Below are 20,447 nucleotides of genomic sequence, written 5' to 3'. Positions count from 1 at the left end.
CCTTCGAAGACTTTGGTCGGTCTTTTGAAGGATCACGCGGTGACCGTCCTCTATCCGGCTACGACACGCTCAGACTTCGCTGGCGTCTGGTCGTACACCACTCTGCTGGACGCAACCTCACAGACTCAGCTGACGGGGTGGGATATGCGCCGATACTGTGAGGAGGGTTTTGGTGTTCGTCACCGGTGAATCGCGACTGTGCGTTTCGGAATTAGGCTGCTTCACACGAGATTCGCTTGGCTTCTGATGCAGCGACGTTCGGGCGCAGCCAACGGTTCGAGGTGGTGGTGTGCGGATTGTCCGATATTGTTCTCGAACGGGCCGGGACGGATTGTTGTGGCACGACCCAGATGCCAGCATCGCCATCTGGGTTGCGCGAATATGTAGGGGAGACCTTGTGTGAGGTGGTCTCACACAAGGTTTTGTGCGGCCTACTCCTTGGTCGACGGTGCTCGACGGGGCGCCCGCTTCGCAGGTGAATCGGCGGTGGTAGGCAGAACGGTGTTGGCAGCAGAACCACGGAGAATTTGCTGGTCGGTTCGGTCGGCCTGTTGGGAATGAACGCGAAACGTCGTGCGGGAGAGGTTGACATGCGGGTAGGCACGCGTCAACGCTTGAGCTTCGGCACTCAGACCCAGCATGTGCGCAGGTCTCCTCTTCCATGCTTCGATGTCATCGGGGTGCAGTTCGATGCCGGTCTGCGATTGGTCGGATCGCTGGTCGGCGAACGGTTTGGCGAACTCTCGGTAGTTGACGACGGGTTCGAACCGTTCGAATCGACCGTCAGGCATTTCGATGTCGATTGTATACTTGGCTGCTTCGGGACGTTCACGTTCGACATTCCAGGTGTCGACCCACTTTCCGGATCTGCTATCGAACCATGAGAGCTTCTGGTTTCTGAAGGTTTCCCCACGGCGATCGGCCTCTCTGTGGGCGAGCGCGCGGATCCCGTAGATGCTTTTTTCAATGGTCCATATTGTGCAGATTGCAGTTGGATCGGCGGTGTGACCGGTGTCGAAAACTATTCGGCTGCGCAGTCGGATCGTATCGTCCATCGGATCGAGTCCGTTGCGTTCGGTTTGTCGGAGAAATTCTTCTCGGATCCAATCTGGCGGTTGCACTTTCCACTCGTACTTCGAAGAGAGGACATCCCATTTCGGTTCGTTGGTTCGCCCTTGGTCGAGGGTTTCTGTAGATCGATGTTTATCAGTGGTGGACGATGTCGGGGTTGCATTCACGGATAGTCTCCCGTCTGGTTCGATAGTGACTCGGAATTCGTATCGGGTGGATTCCTGGTCCGTAGTCGGGCCATGTGTTGGAATGCAGGAACTGTGCGTACCGGTCGATCGTGTTTCGGTTGTCTGTGCTGGCGTATTTGAGGTCGATGTCGGTGAGTTCGAAGACGGTGACGATGTGAGGGGGGTCTTTGCTGATCGCGACGAACAGGAAGGTTGTGCGGATTCCGTGGGTGCTGAATCCTCTCTGGTAGAAGTCCTGCTGGAGGTCATAGCCGAATTTGGCTACAGAACGGGCGAATTGGTAGGGATCAGCAGAGTCTGTGGTCTTGAAATCCAGGATGATGACCTGATCGCGGCTGTTGATGTGGATCCAGTCAGCTCGCAGGCGCAGCATCACATTGGTGAGTTTGTCGCGCCAGTACACGGTCGTTTCGGCAGCGCCGGATTCGAGGAGCTTAGCAACCAATGGGTGACGCCGTACTGCCCTCGCCATGGTGGCGGCCTTGTTGAAATGCTCCGTCCGTAGAGGAATCGCGCCCGAAGCGCGTAGATGTTTCCGTCGTCGTTGGGCCGTGGTGTTTTGCCAGTTTTCGGTTGCGACTTCGATGACGGGGGCACCGGTGCCGAGGATCAATGTGTGTACTGCACTGCCGAATTCGAGAACATCAATGTTCTTCGTGAGAGGGTGGAGTTGTTCGTAGTGCCATTGACGAGGTGTGATTTCCCGCAAACGGCGTGCACCGGAGTTGGACAACGAATCCCGGTCGTTGTGGTAGACGTCTTCGGGGATGTCGGCATAGATTCCGGGTTCGGTGGGTGCTCCCAGTGGTGTTCCGGAAGGCAGGGTGGCTGCGCCTGTCGGTTGGGGTTGGTCGCTGGATTTCTTGGGGGCTCCGAACACGTCTGGGATGTGGGTAACTATTGGTCCAGGCCGGACGAATAGAACATCGACGCGGAATTGGGATGTGTCCGTGTGTGTTTCGGGGAGCAGTGACCCTGCTTCGGTGAGTAGCGATTCTACGACGTTTTCGGCCCATTGTTGTTGGATGGCATCGAATTGGGGAACATCGTGGAGGACCACGCCGAATACCACGATCTCCTCGGTGGCTACGATGAGGTCGACGAGGTCGACACCGGGGCCATTGCCTCGCGGGTGTGTCCCGAGGATCTGCATGCCGATCGTGCGTAGATGTTGTTCAGCCGCCGCCACACAGGCCATATGCGTCAGTGGCGGCCGTTGAATGGCTGCCTTGAGCACTGCAATGTCATTGTTCACAGGAGTAACCGCCTACCGTGATCGCGCCGGTAAGACATGCCGGCGCGGACTGGTGTTCTGTATCGAAGGTTGACTACGCCACTGCCGTGGTGGGAGCGTGTTTCGGCAGGTGTGGGGGGATCGGTGCGCGCCACTGAGGCTGAGGGTTCGGCCTCGTCGAGGTCCGACGCCACTACGGTGCGGGCAAGGGGGTCGGTGTCGCGCCGAGGTGTCGGCGGACGTACGACCTGGCGTGCCGGGCCGCGGTGTGGCAGCGTCGTGGAAGGCCCCGCCGAAGGGACGTGCTGACACCGCCTCGCCCGCGCTGCCGCCCGACCGCGATCCTCGGCGACCAACTTTCCCGCTGGCGGCGCGGTGACGGACGCGCCGGAACCATGGTGGTGGTTCCGGCGCCCTTTGTCGTTATTCGGGTCGCTGGTTTCGGGCGAGATCGGCGATGAGGTCGGCGATCAGGGTCGCCATGGCGTGGCGGGCGTCCGCAGCGGCCTGTTCCCAGGTCGAGGTGCCGGGGCGGTTCGGTCTGGGCGGCATGTGGTCGGTGTAGGTGTGCTTGGCCAGCACGCTGCCGTGGGCGTCGTGGAGTTCGATGGTGAGCGGGGGCTCGTCGGGAGGGTTCGGGTTTCCGGTGATGCCCAGCTCGAGTGGGTTGCCGGTGCGAAGGTCGGTGAGTAGTTTGTCGTCGTTGACGATCTCGATGGCGTCGGCGAGCAGGCTCGGCCAGGCGAATTCCCAGTCCGCGGTGGCAGCGAATGGGTCGGGCGGGTACGCTATTTCCTCGATCGCGTAGAGTTCGCTGATCGTGCGGTCGAGAGCGTCTGCGGACAGCGCCAGTGGTCAGGTTGGACATGGTATTCCCTAAGTTTGTAGGTGTCTGGGTTGGTGCCCTGGATGCCCAGGGCGGTGGGGTGTAGCCAACGGTGTTTTGTCTCGGTCGAAGCTTGAACGGACTGGCCGCCCTACCGTGCTGGATGCTCCGGCCGCTGCTGAGAGCATGTTGCGGTCGTCACCGGTTAGGGATCTGACGGCGGGTTGTCCACGGGCGCGAACAGCGAGGTCAGGATCGTGTGGGCGACAACGCGCCCCCAGATCTGGGTCGGGATCGATGTCGGCAAGCATGCGCATCACGCGTGCGTGGGTCGACGACACCGGGAAAACGGTGTTCAGTCAGCGCTTAGGTAACGACCAAGCCGCGATCGAAGCGTTGATCGCCCGCGCCGTTCAGGCTGGCGAGCCGGTGCGCCGGGCGATCGATCTGACCAGCCCGATGGCGTTGCTGCTGACCACAGTGCTACTGGCTGCCGATCAAGCGGTGACGTATGTGCCGGGCCGGGTGGTGAATTTGCTGACCGGCCGCTTCCGCGGCGAGGGCAAGACCGACGCCAAGGACGCGGGAGCAGCGCGCGTTGCTGGGGTGGGTCGTCGCGGCGGTCCACGGCGTCGATGATTTCGGCGATACTCAGCGCGTGCCGGAATTGGTGTCCGTTAGCGGATTCGGCTTCGGCGTGCTGGGGGGATGTATTCGGGGTTGAGCCGGGCCGTGGCGATGTGATTGAGAAGGTCGCCGCCTCGGCGGGCATCAACTGTGTATCGGACCCCGTAGTGCGCGGCATGCTCGGCAGCCAACTCGGTGGTATTCGGCCACTGCGCCCGGCCCATATCGGCATGGACCGCGGTGACCGGATCGAGAACACCTTCGCGGGCCGCGGCCTCGGTGACGATTGCGATCGTGGCCTACACCACGACGTGGTCGTAGTGCCCTGGGCGCTGTGGAGCCCAGGGGCTGGTTCGAGGATCATAGAAGTTCTCTTGAAACTGGAGAAAGCACGGACACACAGCGGCTGGGAATCCGAGAGCCCACACCCCTGTGGAGGCGGATGTGGAGAGGTAGATAGCAGCTACCGGAACATCAGGACGGCGATGATAAGCGCGCCGACACAGGCCGCTACCGCCATCACCGCCAGTGGGACTGGCACTGTCACAGTGGCGCTCAGCCGGATGCGATATGCGCCGCCAACCGCTGCGTGAACTCCCAGTACGGGACACGCCACTCGATCCTCACTTCGCCGTGGTGAGACCGGTAGGTGCCGCGGCACCCATTGGCAGTCCGGTACCGCCCCTGCTTCTCGGTATAGCACGACATTTCAGCGCCGCCCTTCTTAGGAAATTTTCGGCGTCGACTCGAATTCGGGACCGAAACGGAGAGTTGGTTGGAATGTTTGGTGATGATTGGACCGAATCAGCCGCCCAGGCTGACTGAGTGGCGGGCCGCACCAGCTGGCGTCGTTCAGTCAGGACCGTCGAAACTGTTGACGATCGTTCCGATGGCGTCGTCTTCAGCAGTGAGAAGCAGTGCCACAGGATATCGGCCCGCCCCGGGTGCCGGCGTTGTGCCGCCTCGACCTCCTCCTCCGCAAGGTCGAATGGGTCACCGATACAGTTGCCCACATCGCCCAGGATCTCTTCCACGCCAATGAATTTGGACATGGCAAACTTGTTCCCCATAGTGGGGTACCTCCAAATTTGATGGAACTAATTGCGATTCATGGCGACCGCAGCACACAGGTGACTATCTGCACGCCACGGAAGTCCATCAAGTACCGAGAGCTCCCAATTCAGGGTCGACCGGCACCCGAGGGTCGGTTTCGAACACCTCGAGCGTGGTGTGGACCGTCACCGGGCGGTGCTTGCACAGCGGATCGTCGTCCACTTCAGAACCCGCCTGCCTGGCCGCTCGACCTGCGTGCCGACCCACTTGTGGCGGTCGGCTCGCTGCCGGTATGCCGTGTCGGCGGTGTTGGGCCACGTGTTCACGCTGACGGTAGTGTCGCTCGGATGCCGCGCCAGTGGCGGGTTCGGCTCTCAGTATTCGGTGACCCGCACCCAACCCACCGGGGCTAGCGACGGCGAGACTTCCACTGCGTACCCCATCCTCTGCAGCTCCGCCATCAACGGGGCGTACTCCTGCGGAGTCGCCGGCCGCTGCTGCCTCGCCCACTGCTCACTGACCCAGGTGTGCTGGCCGACCTCCGCGTAGGCGTCGAACCCGTCCCGGATTTTGGTATGGATGAACACGGCGGTGACCGGATCGGAATCACGCCACAGCTCAGTGAACACGAAGTGCACCGGGATATGGTGCTTCACCATCCTGACCACCAGCCCTTGACTCCGACCGGGCTGACCGACTGGAGCGCCTCACCAATCAATGGACCATCCATAGAAATCCTCCTCAGTGTGAGAGGCCACCGCGGGTGATCTGGCAGAACACATCTGCGCAACACGGCGGGACCGTCAATCCCGCAGGGCCGAAGCGTGTTCCACCTCTCCATGGCAGTCGCCGCATTTCTCGTCGGAGCACACGGCGGCTGGCTGCGGTGACGGTGCAGCGCAGTAGTGGATCGTGCCGTCGGACCAGTGGATGACGTACCTGAATTCCTGGCGGACACTGATTGCCTGCGTGACCGAGAACAGGAGGTCTCTGAACAGTTCCGACCCCTCGCGCAAAAGTTCCACCATCGCTGCGTCGCCGGCGGACTCCTCGATGTCCACTTGTTCTTCCGCGCTTCGTTCGCCGTCACGCAGCATCAACTCGGCCATGGCCCGCAGCAACTCCAGCGCGTCATCTTCACCCCGGACATGGGTCCGGAACGGTGCGTCGTCCAGCGGTAGATTCGAAGAGACAACCCAAATCGTCATTGCATTTTCCTCGCTTGTCGATGAGTGATCAGCTACCGCTGGCGCACAGGCCACGGGGCCTGTGCGCCGCGGAACGCGGATCAACGTGGGAACCCGACAGCTCGTGCCAAGGGGGGCGTAATGGTGGGCTGGCCAGTACGTGGCCTTCACCCACCGATTGGCCTGGTCATCGAGGCTGTGTCGTCACACGAGTCGTTGCCCGAATCGCAGCTCAGCACGTGCTCCGGCCAGTTTCGCGCCATCGCATCCGCGGCCGCGATATCGTCCGGAGGCGGCTCCAGTGCGCTGCCGATCATGTAGACACACTTCTGGCACAGGCTGATGATTTCACTGTTGTCTGTCACGACCCGGCCCTACGTTCTGGCCACGCCAGCCGCGGTCACCTGCAGCGTCACGTCGTCCGGGTCCGGCTGGTGCCGCGCCCTGTAGCGGAGGTAGGTCGCCACCCACATCGGCGTGGCACGAACCGCCGTGTCTACCACCTGCGTGGTCTCGGGGCGGGAGCGGTCGGCGATCTCGTAGGCTGGGCAGCCGTCGTGATTCGGCACCGAATGCCGCACCACCCGCATTGGCCGACCGGGAGTTGCCTCGAGAAGTTCCGGGTAGCTGAAGGTCGTCGACTTCTCGTAATCCCAGTCGCCGCACCAATCTATCGGTCCGATATTGGTGTCGCCGTGTGGGTTGGTCAGCGTGTAGAACATTCATGCACCGTCCCGAAAGGCGATCGCCCACCCGACCGGCTCCTCGGAACCATCGGTGGGCGACACCACCACCGCCGCGTACAGGCCTGGCGCCGATAGGATGTCCTGCGCCAGTCGTCCGCCGATGAACTCGGTGGCGTGCATGACCGGACCGCGGTATCCGTGCTGGCGGGGTGTAGCCCGACAGCAGCTGCCAGCCATCACCCGACACGTGTGTCTCCCGGCCGTCGTCGGAGACCTCCGGGGCCCGCACGTCCGATGGCTCGGACACGGTTCCGTCTTGATGGACACGGATCACGTGATCGGTGTCCATCACGCCATTGAGCGTATCCGCCGTTACTCGCATACCATTCCCTCTTTCACGTGCATGAGACCCCCAGGGACGGCATCCCTGGGGGTCTCGGACGCATATTGGTTGTTGGATCGATTACGCACAGGTTTACAAGCAAGCCCCGGAACGATGTCCGGGGCTTGCTCGATTGCCAACGAAATAGGTCACGCCCTGACCATGCTCACCGGCTGGCCCTCCAGCCATGATGCGATCCAGGGATCGCGCAGACCTTCCAGCTCTCGACACCAATCGTCATCGGCCAACGCCATCAGCGCTGTGTCCCGCCGATCGGCGATCGCCTGAGCCGCCGCCCGCGCGGACACGTGTGTCCCGCCAGTCGATCCGACGCCACACGGGTGGTCCATCACCGCCACACATGGCCGTGAAACGCGGATCGTTCGTGCGCTCGATCTCGGACATATCTCACCCCTCGTTTGGATTGGGTTGATTTCGCCAACGAACAGTCGACGAGTGAGGCAGCGTTCGTTCGGACGCTGCCTCACCTACCGGCTATTTCAGAGACGGTCACCGGGCAGCAACGGGCATTGACAGTCTGCTGGTCCAGCACCAAAGCCCCTCGTCGAGCAGCGTTCTCTCCCGCACCGCCGGCAGCACGAATTGTGCCAATACTGGTAGTTCATCGGTACGCGCCCGACCGTGCGAACCCAGTTCGCATCATCGACGTTGTGTATGTCTCGGATATCGCGGCCATGGGTTGGATGAGTTCAGGGATGTGGCTGAGGTCGCTACTGCAGAACCAGGAGAGTCGTTCGTGGCGGTCTCGCCGAAGGGTGCGTGCGGCATCACCGGCGGCAGGCAGCCGCGGCGGTAGAGCGGTCCACCTGTGTCGACATCGCGGCATGTTTCGGGCCCCGCGGTCGATCCGCAGGCCACAAATCGCACGCGGGGGTAGTCGGTCGTGGCTTACACGATGAGGTCGGGATTGGTTCTCAGTGCCTGTTTGCAATCAGCACTCATGTAGGCGGGCCGTCTCGTTCAGCCACAACGTGGTGACAGTCGGTTGAGCTGGGCAGTCCTAATGGATAGCCGTGTCAGTCGGGCAGCGTGACGGCGAATTCGACACTGCTGGGCGTCATGGTTGACGCCGACCTCGCGCGGCCTTGCACTTGCACGCATTGGAGCAATACACGGCATCTGTGCGTCGACGGACTCCCTGCCAGACGACCTTGCCGCAGACAGGGCACTGGACCCCGGACAGCATCACTGACCTGGTGATGATTCCCGCCTTTTCTGCGCGGGTGAGCTGGCCGAATAGGTGGATGACGGCGAGGCGCCGGGCTCGCCGCTCCTGTAGGCGGACCCGTTTACGGTAGGCACGGGCCACGCATGCCTGTCCGCAGAACGACCGCCGCGGATTGGCATCGGCCGGTAGTAGTCGGCCGCAGTCTAGGCATCTGCGCCGTGGCCTGTTCATGTGCCAGTCAGCCGTCGTGTCATCAGCGTCACTGCGGCCCAGGTGGGCGGGACACGATCTGAATGTCGAAATCTAGCGCTTTCGCCGCCCACGCCACCAACGCGCCACGATAGGCGCCATCGGCCCAGATCGTCGGCAGCACAGGATGCTCAGCGCGCAACCGAGTCAACAGGACGCGGGCGATATCGCGGTCCTGCACATAGGCGGGGGTGACCACAGCCGCCAGCAACATGCCGCCCAGGTCCACCGCGACCGAGTACTTGACACCGTTCACCTTCTTGGCTTGATCCCAGCCGCGTGAGGATTTCACGACCGTTTCCGCAGCGCGCACGGACTGCGAATCGATCACTGCAGCTACCGGTTTGAGGCAATATCCACTGGCAGATCGGACAGCCCGCAGCAGCGTGTCCCGGATTCTGGCCAGAACCCCGGCCCGCTGCCAGCGCGCGAAGAACCCGTACACCGTGCGCCACGGGGGAAGATCATGGGGAATAGCCCGCCACTGGCATCCTGTCCGGACCAGATAGCGGATCGCGTCAACGATGTCACGGCGGGCATACTTCTCCGGCCGGCCACCGGACGGGGTTTCACACGCGGGCACCGGCAGCAGAGGTTCGATCAGCTGCCATTCGGCATCAGTGGCGTCCGAGGGATACCTACGCTCCCGCACGCGCCCAGTATGCGAGCAACCCATCCTGGGCGCAAGCATCATTTTGGCAGGCCAGAAGCCATCTCAGCTTCGCGTCACGCGTGACGCCAGAACCGAACGGCTAAGCTCCGATCCCCGGAACTTCAACTCCCCAGGGGATCGCAAACAGGCACTCAGGGGCGGGCCGGTGCTGGGGCGTCCACCCGGCTTGGGGCCGTGGTTGCCGACGAAGGGCAGCTTCCTGCTGTATGCAATACGTGGGGTGGCGTGTGCTGGCAGGTCACACCCTGGGATGTCCGCGCTGACGGTGGCAGCATACGAGCACACTGACGGTGGATACGCCTCGTGGGATGTGCACTGGCGGTCGGGATCGCCTGGGGATAGGAAACAGGGACCCCGTTGGGCGGAGTCCCTGTTCTGGCTTTCCCTATGTCCGCGGAGGGAGGCGTTGGCCCACAAGTCCCGCGGCTCGTGGAAGTGAGTATACAACCTCGTGGCACTGTTCGTCGCGTCGCCTGGTACAGGGAAGGCGGCACGCTCGGGTCTCAGGGGTCGGATGCGGTGACCGGGATGTGGCCAGGGGGTGGTCTGCGTGGGTGTGCGGTCGATTGTGGGTGCGATTCGGTCCAGGTTGTCGGGGTGGCTGCTGATGGTTGGAGTTCGCTGGTGCTGCGGCTTTTGTTCGGGTGAGGGTCGCGGTAGTCGGTTCCGCGGTGGCGACGTTGTGTGTCCGGCACCGGCGGGGGGTTGCAGGTGGCGTGACTACCGAACTGGTGTTCGACGCGGCGGTGTCATCGCGGGTTCCGCGGGGTTGGGGCGCGCGTGATCGCCTCACGCGCTACTGCGTGGTGTGGCGTTTGTACGCTGGCATGGCCCGCGTTTTCGGTGATGGGGCTGGTTGGTCACTGGGGCGCGGTGTCAGTGTCGAGCGTGTGGTGGGGTGGCTGCTAGGGGCGCTCGATGAGCAGCGTGCTCACGTCCTCCATCGCACGGACCCACACGCCGGCGGGTTTTGAGCGCAGTTCGATGAGTTCGATGATTCGGTTGAGGTCCTCGCCGAGGTTACGAGCCAAGATCGGCTCGTGATGGGCGACGCGGTTGCGCAGTTTGCGGATCGATTCGAGGTCGGTGTATATCCGGCGGCGAAGGTCCGAGGGGGTGGGTCCGGAGGCATTGGGAAACAGGTTCAGGATGTGGTGATTCCACACGCGTACGTCGTGTCGGGCGGTGAACATGCTTTGCCAAAACACAATTTTCAGTTCTGAGATCACCCCACCGGTCGTTGATTCCCGGTTGCGTGTGTTGAGGAGGTCTTGCCGTGGGCTGTACACCGGGCCTGCGGGGGCGGGAAGGCTGCGTTGCAGGCCGAGGTTCCAGGGCCATCGTGAGCCGTAGACCGTGGTCAATGCCTCCGAAACTGCGTTGCGGATGGTGACCTCCGCGAAATGCGAGGGCAGCATGAGTGCAGCCGATACGCGCGCGTTCCATCCGTAGAGGGCCATGGCTCGTGTGATGTCGCCCTCGGCGGCGGTGATGTAGGTGCTCACGCGAGCAGCACTGAGCACGTCACAGATTGCTGTTTCATCGACAGGTGTGGCGAACGGCACGCTGTGAACGTACACGCGATGTCGCAGTTGCTGGGCTTGCGTGTTGTGGTTTGCATCCAATCCGGGGCGAGGGTGTATGCGGGCGCAGCCTGCGCGGTGTCGGAAGCTGGTGTGCTTGATGCGGTTGCGGCGTGGGTGTGGTGTGGTGATGCGGCCCGTCAGAGGGTCGGATCGGTCAGGGTGGATCGAACAGTTGGGCAGTCCGATCGCTGATCGTGGACTGGACGCGGGTGTAGCTGTTGGGCTTTCGTGGCTGCAGTCGGCTGAATAGTTGTGCGCGGCACCGCTGTGCATTAAGGGGGGAGTATGCACGCGGTGCCGCGACACTGTGCGGCGTAGGGTGAGAGTTCCTATCACCGCACGCCGGCCAGCGGGGGGGTTACTGGCCGGCCTAATCGCCAGCCTAGCAGTGGAATAGATACTTGGTAGGCCGTCGCGGGTTCCAGATAGTGGATTCCGCGGGATTGTGCGCGGTCCGGAGGTGTATGCACCGGTGGATCATGTGCGGTACACAGTCGGTGCCAAGGCTCAATGGCGTGGCAGGCGGATCCAGAATGCGCCGCTTTCATCACGAGGGTCGATGAGGTCGTTGCGGTGAAGTATCCGGACACGTACAGTGCAAGTGCGCCCAGGGTTTCGGTGGGTTTCCTGGCCTCTCGCTGGTAGCGGAGCCAGATGCAGCGTCATCTACGGTCATCGCCTACTCCATGACCGTTCAGCAGCGTCCCGAGTGGGCGAGCTCACACACTGGTGTATGGGTGGCCGTGATCCTGTGAATGCTCCACAGGATCACTGGGGTTCTATGGTGGCCGCGATGCGGGTCGCTGTACGAGTCCTCCGTCGTCTCGGTTGTGTGGCGCAGCGCCGCAAGGCGGGAAATGAGGTGGGGATGAAATTCGCGCGATTGTGTATGCCTGCACTGGTATTGGCCGCATTGTGCGGATGCGCCGAAAACGGCAGCGAATCTGTGTCGGATGGCTCGAGCGCCGCTGTTGAGGCCAGTGGTGACAGCGGCGAACAGGAGATCTTTGGTGTCACGGTGCCAGACGGGGATGCACAGAAGCTGCGGGTCGCCGAGGAGATCCGCGCGACAGACCCGTGCGGCTTCTTCGACCAGGACCGGATCGGTGAGGTTGGCCGGATAGATGTGCTAGGACCGACCTATTCACTCAGCGAATGCGAAATAGGATTTTTGCAGTATGACCGGCGAGAGTTTCTGTCGCATTTGACCATAGAGATGGACACCCCGCCTCCTGAGGCCGGGGAGCCCACCAGGCAGATCGCGGGTGAGGCGATCACTGTCGACACCAACAGTTCCGGAGATTGCTCCTACAAGGTGCCGATGAGATTCGCGGTCAAACCTTCCAGCTCCGGGCAGGTGCCGGATGTTGAGGAGGTCCCGACCGTCGCATACGCGAAGGTAAGTTCGGCGGCGGTGAGTCCTGCGGAGTTGGGGTGTCAGCTGGTGGAGGAAACCGTCGCTTCCATCGTCGATGCCTTTCGAGAGCAGCGGATTCCGCGCCGTGACCAGTCGGTGGCAGATGTACCACTCGCTGATCGCAGCCCCTGTGAGCTGCTCCCGCATATGCCAAACGAGTACACGGTCATCAAATTCGACGCAGGAACCGCGCCATATGAGTGCAACGTGACATTCGAGGCCGCCAGTAGTCAAGCGGCGTTCAACGCCGACCGAGTAATGATCGATTTGAGGCTCTCGCGCGCCGAGACCGCATTGGAACCGTTCGGAAATCAAACGTTGGGTCAGGTGGCCGGGGTACCCGCCCTCATCGGCGTCCGTGATCCTGTGGCCAACGAAGAGCCGAGGTGTTCTGTGCACATCCCCGTCGGCCCGACAATAGACGCGAGCCTGCCCGACAACCCGAAATCCGATCGCAGCCACTGGCAGTCGCGAGTGACAGTCGGCATCTGGTCTGTGTGTAGAGTCACCGATGTTCTGGGACCGATCGCGGTCAAGGTGTTCGGAGCGGCCGCATGAGTCGCGGCCGCATAAGTCGTCGGATGTTCGCCGCCGTACTCACATGCCTGACGGTGGCTGGGCTGGCGCTGACAGCAGCGTGCACCACCACCACCACGACTCAGGCCGGGACCGATCCTGCAAGTAGCAGCTACCGCGACCACCTCGCTCGACCTGGATCACTGGAGAAACTCGCCGAAACTGATGCTGCCCGCACACTGGACCCCTGCGGGATGCTGGATGAAAACGCACTCGAGATGGTGGGCCGTCCAGTCTATTTCGGCGTGGGAGGACTGCTGGATGACTGCCTGGTGAAATTCGACCCCAATGACCTGACCAAAGGAATCACTAAGATAGAGATGTCGCTATCGGTCATGATGGGTGTGCCGGAACTGGAAATCAACGGCCGAGCGGCATCATTGATCGGCGCTCCGGGCCAATCGTGTTCTATCGCTTTGGAGTACAACGAGCATCGCTCGTTCTTTTACACCGCCTGGCCAATCGAAGGTGCCGACGCATGTCCTGTGCTGCTCGAGGTGGTGACTGCATCGGCTCCACTACTGGATCACAATCCTCTTCGGGTGAATTCGTCACGAATTCCACAAACCGTAGGCGCCACGATAGATCTCTGTAAGGCAATAGATCTTGCGTTCCCGAACCAAAAAGTCTACGTTGCCGCGTTCGACCCGTTCGAGTGTGATTTCTGGCTTGGGCGCCAAACTCGCGATGACAGTACTCGATACACCGTCCGGGTGCAGCCGATGACGGTGTCGGGATCCACCTATGTGTTTCCGGAAGAACGGAAGTTACGCATCGTAGGGGTGGATGCGGTAGAGGACAGCGGGAGCGGCGACTACTGCAAGATCCGCGCCAATGTCGGTGCCGCCGAGCCATTCCTGGGGTACAACCGCTCCGAGCCCGAGGAGCACATCGAGGCACTGCTGGTATCCGGGCACGGCTGTACCGAAACTCGGCGACTCACCGCGGCTGCGGTGCGGATCTACCAGCAGGGAGCATGACATGACACCGGCCAGGCAGCCTCCCGACATTCCGCCACAGCAGCACCACGGAGGGCAGGGTCCGACCCCACCCAGTGGTCCACCACTGAGCCCGCCACCACATGACCACCCCGTGGGAGCACCGAAGAAGGGCAGGACTGCCGTTCTCGTCGCCGTGGTCGCGGTGGTGATTTCGGTAGGCGGCGTGGCGGGAGTCGCGTTGAATGTGGCTAGGAACGATTCCGCGACACCGCAGCAAGACCCAGTTGCTGCTGCCGCGGATCCGGTCGCCTCGGCCGAGGAGCAGATCGAGTCAGCGATTCGGGAGTTTTATGGCATCGTGGGCAATGAGGCTTTCAGTACGGCAATGACTCAGGCGTGTGCACGCGACCGTGACTGGTTCGCACAGCTCTCGGCAGAGAAGCAGAACGAATTCGATGCTATGGCGTTGCCGGTGACCATCGACCGAATTGATGACATCGAGGTGACCGGCACGAGTGCGAGCGCGGTGGTCACGGTACAGTTGGCGCCCGGCCAGGGCTCCGAAACCGACTCTGCGACGGAATATCTGATACAGGAGAACGGCCAGTGGAGGCTGTGCAGTCCAGAGGGTTCGCTGCGCTGAGTCTCCCTGTCGATCAGCTGCGGCCACCGCGTCGTGTCTAAGGTCGATCATTGATGATGCCGGCGGGAGATGCCCTATCGACACTGTGGCCGGCGGTGATGCTGTACTGCCTGGAACGATGCCCCTGGCTCACCTACGACCCTGGGGACGTCGCGGAAACCCGCGTCCACGCTGAACGAAGGGTCCCACCCACAACCCGAGACGACCACGAATTGGTAGTCTCTCGAATTCCCCTCTCGAGGAGGAATGCCCATGTGTCGGTGCCTGCGTTCACACTGGTGCTCCACGTCCACACTCATCAGGGGGTATTCACCGTGACTGAAACAACGGGGCGTTCGGCGTCCCACCCATCCAGCCAGGAGCTGCGGCAGCGTTGGGCCCATCGGTTCGCCACGTCGGCCCCGGCGATGACGGCCTTCGCGTTCGTCGCCGTCGCCGCCTACGCCGCGTTCGCGACATTTGGAATCGAGTGGGCCCTCTTGGCGGGCGCCTCGGCGTGGGAGGCGGCCGTGTGGCCAGTCGCGGTCACAGCGGTTACCATGCAGGCCCTCTACTGCCTGGTGCGGATGACACCCGGCTGGTATCCGGACTGGGTCCGGTGGCTGTTCGGGGTCGTCGCCGGGGCCGGGATCCTCTTCGCCGGATTCGGCAATGGAGTGCACTCAGGCGGCTCTCTTCACCAATTCAGCGACGCCGTGTCGGTGTTGGTCGCTGCAGTGCCTGGGTTCTGCATGATGGTCTCCATCGCCGTAGCGGGGACGTTCATGTTCGCGGTACGCCCGCCCATGCCTGGCGCGGCGCCGCCACCGCTGGTTCTCGACTCCCGAAACACCACTGCTGCGCGAGACGACTTCGACCAGCCGGACTTGTCCACGGACAGTTAGTCAATCGAAGTACGTCGGCGCCGATCACGTGTGGAGCGGCGTGGGATGGCTTGTCTCGTTGTCTGGTTCAGTGAGCAGGCTTGTTGCTGTCTTGGGGTTCGTGCTGGGAGCCCTCTGATCGTGGAGGCCGTCGGGCGGCCGGAGCATTCGTTCGGTACTCGTCAGGAGGGTCCGCTGTGAATGCTGGGGTCGATCCAGCCAACGCCGCCAGAAATCGGTGGCCATTGCCTCGATGCTCCTCCGTTGAGGCTGGTGTGAATGCCGAGGTGGATCCAGCCAACGCCGCCAGAAATCGGCGTACGAAGTGCCGCTGAGTCATGCTGCTATCCCTTCGTCTACGTGTTCTTCCTTGCCATGCGAGACCGCGCCCTTGTCCGTCCGGGTGCCTTCGACGAACTCCACGCCACAATTGACAACTGCGCCCACACCTCACATGGCAAACAGGCACACTTCTGTACGATAGGCCACCTACGTCAGGTCGGTCGGCGGGCCGCTGTCCAGTACGCTCGCCGAACCGGCGTCCGGCGCGGTGAGTTCATCGGCTGTCAGATCACGGACCATGAGCTTGCGCTCGCGCAGACGGGTGATGTGGACGCCGTCATTGCCGACACCGCCCGCATGTAGTTTCCGATTGATAGCGAATACCTGGTAGCGATTCGCTGGAGCACTCCGAACCGGGTACCCCAACGCGACGAAGAGCTACGCGCCGGGCTCTGGACCCTGAATCGGCCGGCCGTCGCTCGCACGAGGTCCGTCGGCTGCGCTCAGTGCTTTGAGCAGGATTTCTTCTCCCTGTTGCGTCAGGATTCGCACCAGGCCGTCCTCAGCCGCCTGGAAGATCGACTGATATGATGCGCGCGCCGATTGCCACCGGTTGAGCATATCTTCCGCACCTCGGCGCGTCAGGCCACCATCGGAGAACTGCTGAAGGCGTTGCGCGGCTTCGGCATGGTCGAGGAGTCCGGCGGCGGCGGCGGCTCCGAGTTCTTCGATCATGTCGACGAGGCTCTTCGATCGTTCGTTCATTTCAGTTCCTGTTTTCGGCTTTTGAGGCGGCGCTGAAGCTCGCCTAGATCGTAGTTGACGTCCTCACCGTCGAGGAAGCCCCGACCGGTGACCACGCACGATGGGGTCTCGCTGCCGAGCGGGTCTAGTTGTCTAGGATAGCCGCGCGCCCTCACCGACGAAGCGATGACGACTATCAGTGAGAAGGCCACGGCACGGTACTCGGTCCCGGAGTCGCGGCCGGTTCACTCCGCGTGGTGGGTTCTATGTGCCAGGTGGCGTCGATCGCGTTGTCCTCATCGTCCTCGCCTCGGCATCCCCACGGTGAGCAGCCGCGTTCGATCTCGAGATCGGCGATGGCATCGAAGATGTCGAGTTGGCGGGAGCGCCATTCGGCGCCAGTGACGTGGTCTATGGGCGCGCGATCGAGCGGAACGCATGAGCGGTGCAGGAACGCTTGCCCGCGCAGCGGATGACCGTTGGCGATGGCGCGTGCTGCGCCGTGGCGGATGGCGTCATCGAATGCGACAGCGTCGGCCCATTCGTCGGGCCGGTTGTCGCGCAGATCGCGCCAGTAGGCATTGGTGTGATACGGGCATCCGATACACGCGCTTTTCGGTGTATTCTCGAATCCGTGTGCCCGCAAGTATCTTTCGCAGTCATGGCGGGTCCATCCGTAGGCTGATCGGCCAGTACCCCCGGGTAGGAACATCAGCGGGAATGCGCTGCGGGTGTAGGCGACGTCGTCGGTGGCGCGGGAGGCGCGGGAGGATTCTTCGATGCTGTAGCCGACCCATTGTTCGGCGAACACTCCGCGGGGCACCGGCGTGGGATGTTCGAAGCCGAGCAGGCGCCGCACGCAGGGTTTGATGGCGGCGACTTTGTATTCGGCGGTGCAGGCTCGGCGTAGCATTCCGCGGCTGCCGTCGGGTAACAAGATGTAGAGCGGCATTTGCGCGAAGCGGGCGTACGGATTGAGCGCGTCGTTGCGGATGTGGCCGCGGCGGACGCGGTAGATGGGGATTCCCGTTGGTTCGGCTACCTCGACTTCGAGGCGGGCGAGGTGGGAGTAGACCGCGGTCGGTTCCCAACCGGTGTCGGCGAAGATCGCCGCGTCGGGTTTGGGGAGTATGCCTTCGGCGGCCAGGAGCAGCAGAGCACTGGACTGGATTCCGGCCCCGAGCGAGATCAGCCGCAGCGCGGGTCCGGGGTGGTGTGTGCTCGCGACGTTACGGGGGGCGTTTCCGACGCTGCTGTTCTGTGGTTTGGGCATGATGGTTCCTTGGCACTGGGTGGTGTGATGCGCGGCGGCCGAGAGGGCCGGGGGTCGGCCGGGGGTGCCGGGGCGGGGCAGAGTGCGCTTCCGCAGCTGGGTCAGGTCGGGCCGGAATCGTGCCTCTGTGTTGGGGCATGCTGGTCGTTTCGCGGCGTTGCGATAGCTGGGAGGATGTCGGTGTGCGCTGAGCTCTGCCGGTCGTCGCTGTTGGCGCTATTTTGAGGTGGCAGTGGTCGTGCCTGAGAATGAGAAGCGGGTGTCGTGGAGCACATCGATTGGGTAAGGCTTGCGGGTGTGCGGCTGCGCCTGGGGGAGGTGCGTGCTGATCCTGATGAGCATGTGCGGTTGCTGACTGCGGCCCGGACGGCTAAGGCTGCCGAGTGTTTGTGTCGCACACCAGCGTTGCGGTTGGTGACGCGGTGTACACAGAGCGGTCGGCATCATCTCGCGTGCTGGCCGGGTGAGGGTCCACGCCATGATCCACGGTGTGCGTTCTATCGGCTTGATCGACTGATGACGGGGCAGGCGGCGTATGAGTCGGCGATCCGTGAGACCGATGCGGGGGTGTCGATCCGGTTCGCGGCACCGTTGATCAGTACGCCTGGGCAGCACTGGGAGGCTGTTGACCAGGTGGCATATCCTGGGTTGGGTCGTCGATCGGTGGGGTTGCTGGGGTTGCTGCACTATTTGTGGGAGAGCGCGAGGCTTGTGGCTTGGTCAGCGCAGTGGCGCTGGCGGAACTGGGCCATGGTGTCGAAAGCGCTGGCTGGGCCACGGTCCGACATCACGATCGGTCGCTTCTCGGCTGAGGATGTTGTGTATGTCGTGCCGCCGTATCGGGCGGAGGTCGCTGAGGCGAATTTGATGGCCTTCGATACTTTTATGGGCTCGCTGGATGTTGATTCCAACCGGATTCGGCGTGGCTTCATTCTCGGTGAGCTCAAGGCCGTGCACTTGTCCACCTATGGTGTGCGGTATCAGTTGGCGCAGCAGACTCGGCGGCGACAGGTGTTCGTCAGCGATCAGTTGGAGGCCAGGCTGCATAGCTCATTCCGTAGCGCGTTTTCGCTGGCGGCGAGTGAGGCCGGTGGTCGTCGGATCGTGCTGCTGTATGTCGAGCGTTCGGCGGGTGGGTTCGCGAGGGCGGTCGATGCGGCGGTGATGCTGACCAATAGTGACTACGTTCCAGCGGATTCGTCGTATGAGGTACGGATGGCGGATGCGCTCAAGGCGGCTGGTCGGTCGTTTGTCAAACCGTTGGCCTTCGACGCAGCCGCCGGTGACGCGGTGACTTCGGTTGTGTTCCCGGACTTCGTGCTCACCGATGAGGTGACGCCGACCTACGTCGAGGTGTGGGGGTTGCCGGGTCGGGAGGAGTATGAGCGGCGGAAAGCCGAGAAGTTGGCACACTACACGCGGTCGGCGGCGAGGTTGATCGAGTGGACTGTGACCGGCCCCATGCCCTCGCTCGAGTGGGAGCGGTGAAGGCTTGAACTGGTGCCCCGCGCAATGCGGACAGCGCCGGCGCAGGGTGGTGGGTCGGGTTCAGGCAGGCAGCGTCACGAACGCACTGGCGAGTGTGGTGTCGGTGAAGTCCTGAGGGCAGGCGCGTGGTGGCACGTTTGACGTTTGCTGGTTAGGTAGATGTTGTAGCGGTGTGCCGGCAGGGAGTCAACTGTTTGCGGGAAGGCTTGGGCTTGCACATAGGCGAGGTCTGACACGAGTGCGCCTAGGCTGGGTTCTCCGTCGACTGGATGGGCCCGGGCGGCGAGTGTGCGGATCAGCTGGGTTAGCCGGGAGATTTCCGTGTCGATCGCCCGCAATGTTCGCCGACGGACTGGTTGGGGTTCGCTGGCGGCGGCTGTGATCCGGTGCCGGTGCGCTACGGCTAGCCGGGCGGCGCAGTCGGCTATGGTCGTGATCGGCGTGATGCCCTGGCTGGGGCCGGGACCGACTGGGATGGCTTTCGACAGTGCTTGGTTGCAGGCGAGCAGTAGTCGTCCGAGGGTAGGCCACGAGTGTGCACAGTTGGCATCAGCGACAAGCGGTAGCCGATTCATGTGTTCCCCCCAAACAGTTCTCTGTGGATAGCGTACCGCTATGTGCTGCCTTGCCTCAATGACGAGGGAATTGGTGGTGAGGCTGTTCTCGCGGAACAGTTTTGGTGTCTGCGGTTCGTTCCACTCAGCGGCCTGTGCTCACACTGCTGATACTCCACCAATGGACAGGTTGGCCACCGATGGAGCACCATCAGGGATCAGCTACCGGACCGGCCGACTCAGCCTCGAGGTGGGGTCGGGTCAACGGCAATCAACGGCCGGAGTCGACTATTCGACCCTGCGGACCCGTCCGTTGTGGAACCGTCGACTTCCTGACGTCAGCGGGTGGTCGGCTACTTACTGCCCGCCGTCCATTCCATGCCGAATCCGTAGGCCTGATCGATCTCCTGCTGGCCACCGCGAATGTAGCGGACCTCGCGGGTGACTGTCAGTTCCCGGCCATTGCTCTCCAGCATCGCGATCGCGCAGGAGATGGCCTGGTCGTCCGCTGAGCCGAGTTCGATTTCGATCTGTGGACCGGAGGTGGGGAAGAGAGTCACAACACCGTTGGCCTGCGACCAGTTCGGGACACCTTGATAGATGAAGGCGAAGATCAGGATGCGCCGGAACTTGGTGATGTCGGCGAGGTTGATGTGCAGGTTCTCTCCCGCGGTGTTGTTGCCGCTGCGGTCGTCCCCGTCGAGGTGGATGAACG

21 protein-coding genes and 2 pseudogenes are annotated in these 20,447 nt (G+C 62.6%); 8 read left to right on the top strand and 15 right to left on the bottom strand.

Annotated elements, in window-relative coordinates; genetic code table 11:
• The coding region (locus K940_RS33755) for a hypothetical protein (RefSeq protein ID WP_231390459.1) at positions 1 to 189 on the top strand (189 nt) is incomplete at its 5' end.
• A 242-nt stretch (positions 190 to 431) separates the two neighbouring features.
• Here K940_RS33755 and K940_RS0120490 read toward each other — a convergent pair.
• Entirely contained in the window at positions 432 to 1,238 is an 807-nt protein-coding gene (locus tag K940_RS0120490; protein WP_155981020.1) for a hypothetical protein, read from the bottom strand.
• The gene (locus K940_RS33220; RefSeq protein WP_196812317.1) at positions 1,207 to 1,992 is read right to left on the bottom strand and encodes a PD-(D/E)XK nuclease-like domain-containing protein; all 786 of its coding nucleotides are present in this window, start codon (positions 1,990 to 1,992) and stop codon (positions 1,207 to 1,209) included. Before K940_RS33220 ends, K940_RS0120490 begins: the two co-directional genes overlap by 32 nt.
• Positions 1,993 to 2,295: 303 nt before the next feature.
• Between K940_RS33220 and K940_RS33975 the strand changes: the two genes are divergently transcribed.
• Positions 2,296 to 2,427 (top strand): hypothetical protein, encoded by a 132-nt coding sequence (locus K940_RS33975; protein ID WP_255342614.1) that lies wholly within the window; start codon positions 2,296 to 2,298, stop codon positions 2,425 to 2,427.
• A 489-nt stretch (positions 2,428 to 2,916) separates the two neighbouring features.
• Here K940_RS33975 and K940_RS33970 read toward each other — a convergent pair whose 3' ends face one another.
• The gene (locus tag K940_RS33970; RefSeq protein WP_255342613.1) at positions 2,917 to 3,045 is read right to left on the bottom strand and encodes a hypothetical protein; all 129 of its coding nucleotides are present in this window, start codon (positions 3,043 to 3,045) and stop codon (positions 2,917 to 2,919) included.
• Positions 3,046 to 3,576: 531 nt separating this feature from the next.
• Between K940_RS33970 and K940_RS0120470 the strand changes: the two are divergent.
• Positions 3,577 to 3,904: pseudogene (locus tag K940_RS0120470) on the top strand (transposase); the annotation flags it as partial.
• 1,469 nt (positions 3,905 to 5,373) lie between these two features.
• Here K940_RS0120470 and K940_RS0120450 read toward each other — a convergent pair.
• The 8 genes from K940_RS0120450 to K940_RS0120415 form a co-directional block, all read right to left on the bottom strand.
• The gene (locus tag K940_RS0120450; RefSeq protein ID WP_155981018.1) at positions 5,374 to 5,658 is read right to left on the bottom strand and encodes a hypothetical protein; all 285 of its coding nucleotides are present in this window, start codon (positions 5,656 to 5,658) and stop codon (positions 5,374 to 5,376) included.
• Positions 5,659 to 5,802: 144 nt separating this feature from the next.
• Positions 5,803 to 6,207 (bottom strand): hypothetical protein, encoded by a 405-nt coding sequence (locus K940_RS0120445; RefSeq protein WP_028479016.1) that lies wholly within the window; start codon positions 6,205 to 6,207, stop codon positions 5,803 to 5,805.
• A gap of 146 nt (positions 6,208 to 6,353) precedes the next feature.
• The gene (locus K940_RS0120440; RefSeq protein ID WP_028479015.1) at positions 6,354 to 6,551 is read right to left on the bottom strand and encodes a hypothetical protein; all 198 of its coding nucleotides are present in this window, start codon (positions 6,549 to 6,551) and stop codon (positions 6,354 to 6,356) included.
• 9 nt (positions 6,552 to 6,560) lie between these two features.
• A complete protein-coding gene (locus K940_RS0120435; RefSeq protein WP_028479014.1) occupies positions 6,561 to 6,908 on the bottom strand; it encodes a hypothetical protein in 348 nt (115 codons plus the stop codon).
• Entirely contained in the window at positions 6,909 to 7,052 is a 144-nt protein-coding gene (locus K940_RS32570) for a hypothetical protein (protein ID WP_155981017.1), read from the bottom strand.
• Between the two features lie 351 nt (positions 7,053 to 7,403).
• The gene (locus K940_RS32565) at positions 7,404 to 7,562 is read right to left on the bottom strand and encodes a hypothetical protein (RefSeq protein WP_155981016.1); all 159 of its coding nucleotides are present in this window, start codon (positions 7,560 to 7,562) and stop codon (positions 7,404 to 7,406) included.
• Between the two features lie 1,140 nt (positions 7,563 to 8,702).
• Positions 8,703 to 9,344, bottom strand: coding sequence for an IS5 family transposase (locus tag K940_RS29560; protein WP_051407412.1), 642 nt, complete (start codon positions 9,342 to 9,344; stop codon positions 8,703 to 8,705).
• Between the two features lie 926 nt (positions 9,345 to 10,270).
• Positions 10,271 to 10,870 carry a hypothetical protein gene (locus K940_RS0120415; RefSeq protein WP_196812316.1) on the bottom strand — a complete coding sequence of 200 codons (600 nt, stop codon included), beginning with the start codon at positions 10,868 to 10,870 and terminating at the stop codon, positions 10,271 to 10,273.
• 874 nt (positions 10,871 to 11,744) lie between these two features.
• Here K940_RS0120415 and K940_RS0120410 point away from each other — a divergent pair.
• From K940_RS0120410 to K940_RS31060, 4 genes are all read left to right on the top strand, one after another.
• Entirely contained in the window at positions 11,745 to 12,926 is a 1,182-nt protein-coding gene (locus tag K940_RS0120410) for a hypothetical protein (RefSeq protein WP_155981015.1), read from the top strand.
• A gap of 23 nt (positions 12,927 to 12,949) precedes the next feature.
• A complete protein-coding gene (locus tag K940_RS0120405; RefSeq protein ID WP_036529510.1) occupies positions 12,950 to 13,924 on the top strand; it encodes a hypothetical protein in 975 nt (324 codons plus the stop codon).
• A 112-nt stretch (positions 13,925 to 14,036) separates the two neighbouring features.
• Positions 14,037 to 14,528, top strand: a complete 492-nt coding sequence (locus K940_RS0120400; protein WP_155981014.1) for a hypothetical protein — start codon at positions 14,037 to 14,039, stop codon at positions 14,526 to 14,528.
• A 314-nt stretch (positions 14,529 to 14,842) separates the two neighbouring features.
• A complete protein-coding gene (locus tag K940_RS31060) occupies positions 14,843 to 15,412 on the top strand; it encodes a hypothetical protein (RefSeq protein WP_155981013.1) in 570 nt (189 codons plus the stop codon).
• Between the two features lie 468 nt (positions 15,413 to 15,880).
• Here the strand turns inward: K940_RS31060 and K940_RS33215 are convergent, their stop codons facing one another.
• From K940_RS33215 to K940_RS29550, 3 genes are all read right to left on the bottom strand, one after another.
• The gene (locus K940_RS33215) at positions 15,881 to 16,099 is read right to left on the bottom strand and encodes a hypothetical protein (RefSeq protein WP_028479008.1); all 219 of its coding nucleotides are present in this window, start codon (positions 16,097 to 16,099) and stop codon (positions 15,881 to 15,883) included.
• A gap of 12 nt (positions 16,100 to 16,111) precedes the next feature.
• Positions 16,112 to 16,438, bottom strand: a complete 327-nt coding sequence (locus K940_RS0120385; protein WP_028479007.1) for a hypothetical protein — start codon at positions 16,436 to 16,438, stop codon at positions 16,112 to 16,114.
• Positions 16,439 to 16,613: 175 nt separating this feature from the next.
• On the bottom strand, positions 16,614 to 17,690 hold the full coding sequence (locus K940_RS29550) for a hypothetical protein (RefSeq protein WP_231390458.1): 1,077 nt from the start codon (positions 17,688 to 17,690) through the stop codon (positions 16,614 to 16,616).
• 264 nt (positions 17,691 to 17,954) lie between these two features.
• Here K940_RS29550 and K940_RS0120375 point away from each other — a divergent pair, with 264 nt between their 5' ends.
• Positions 17,955 to 19,178, top strand: a complete 1,224-nt coding sequence (locus K940_RS0120375) for a DUF1173 family protein (RefSeq protein WP_028479006.1) — start codon at positions 17,955 to 17,957, stop codon at positions 19,176 to 19,178.
• 907 nt (positions 19,179 to 20,085) lie between these two features.
• Here K940_RS0120375 and K940_RS33210 read toward each other — a convergent pair.
• A pseudogene (locus K940_RS33210) lies at positions 20,086 to 20,447 on the bottom strand (Tellurium resistance); the annotation flags it as partial.

This window comes from Nocardia sp. CNY236 (assembly GCF_000482385.1).
Taxonomy (GTDB): domain Bacteria; phylum Actinomycetota; class Actinomycetes; order Mycobacteriales; family Mycobacteriaceae; genus Nocardia.
This window is presented reverse-complemented; position numbering and strand designations above follow the sequence as displayed.

Excerpts from the sequence above, each read along its gene's own strand:
- K940_RS0120445 (WP_028479016.1), bottom strand. The coding sequence starts at position 6,207 with ATGACGATTTGGGTTGTCTCTTCGAATCTACCGCTGGACGACGCACCG.
- K940_RS0120410 (WP_155981015.1), top strand. The coding sequence starts at position 11,745 with ATGCGGGTCGCTGTACGAGTCCTCCGTCGTCTCGGTTGTGTGGCGCAG.
- K940_RS0120405 (WP_036529510.1), top strand. The coding sequence starts at position 12,950 with ATGTTCGCCGCCGTACTCACATGCCTGACGGTGGCTGGGCTGGCGCTG.
- K940_RS0120450 (WP_155981018.1), bottom strand. The coding sequence starts at position 5,658 with ATGGTGAAGCACCATATCCCGGTGCACTTCGTGTTCACTGAGCTGTGG.
- K940_RS33970 (WP_255342613.1), bottom strand. The coding sequence starts at position 3,045 with ATGCCGCCCAGACCGAACCGCCCCGGCACCTCGACCTGGGAACAGGCC.
- K940_RS0120435 (WP_028479014.1), bottom strand. The coding sequence starts at position 6,908 with ATGTTCTACACGCTGACCAACCCACACGGCGACACCAATATCGGACCG.
- K940_RS0120385 (WP_028479007.1), bottom strand. The coding sequence starts at position 16,438 with ATGAACGAACGATCGAAGAGCCTCGTCGACATGATCGAAGAACTCGGA.
- K940_RS32570 (WP_155981017.1), bottom strand. The coding sequence starts at position 7,052 with ATGCACGCCACCGAGTTCATCGGCGGACGACTGGCGCAGGACATCCTA.
- K940_RS29550 (WP_231390458.1), bottom strand. The coding sequence starts at position 17,690 with ATGCCCAAACCACAGAACAGCAGCGTCGGAAACGCCCCCCGTAACGTC.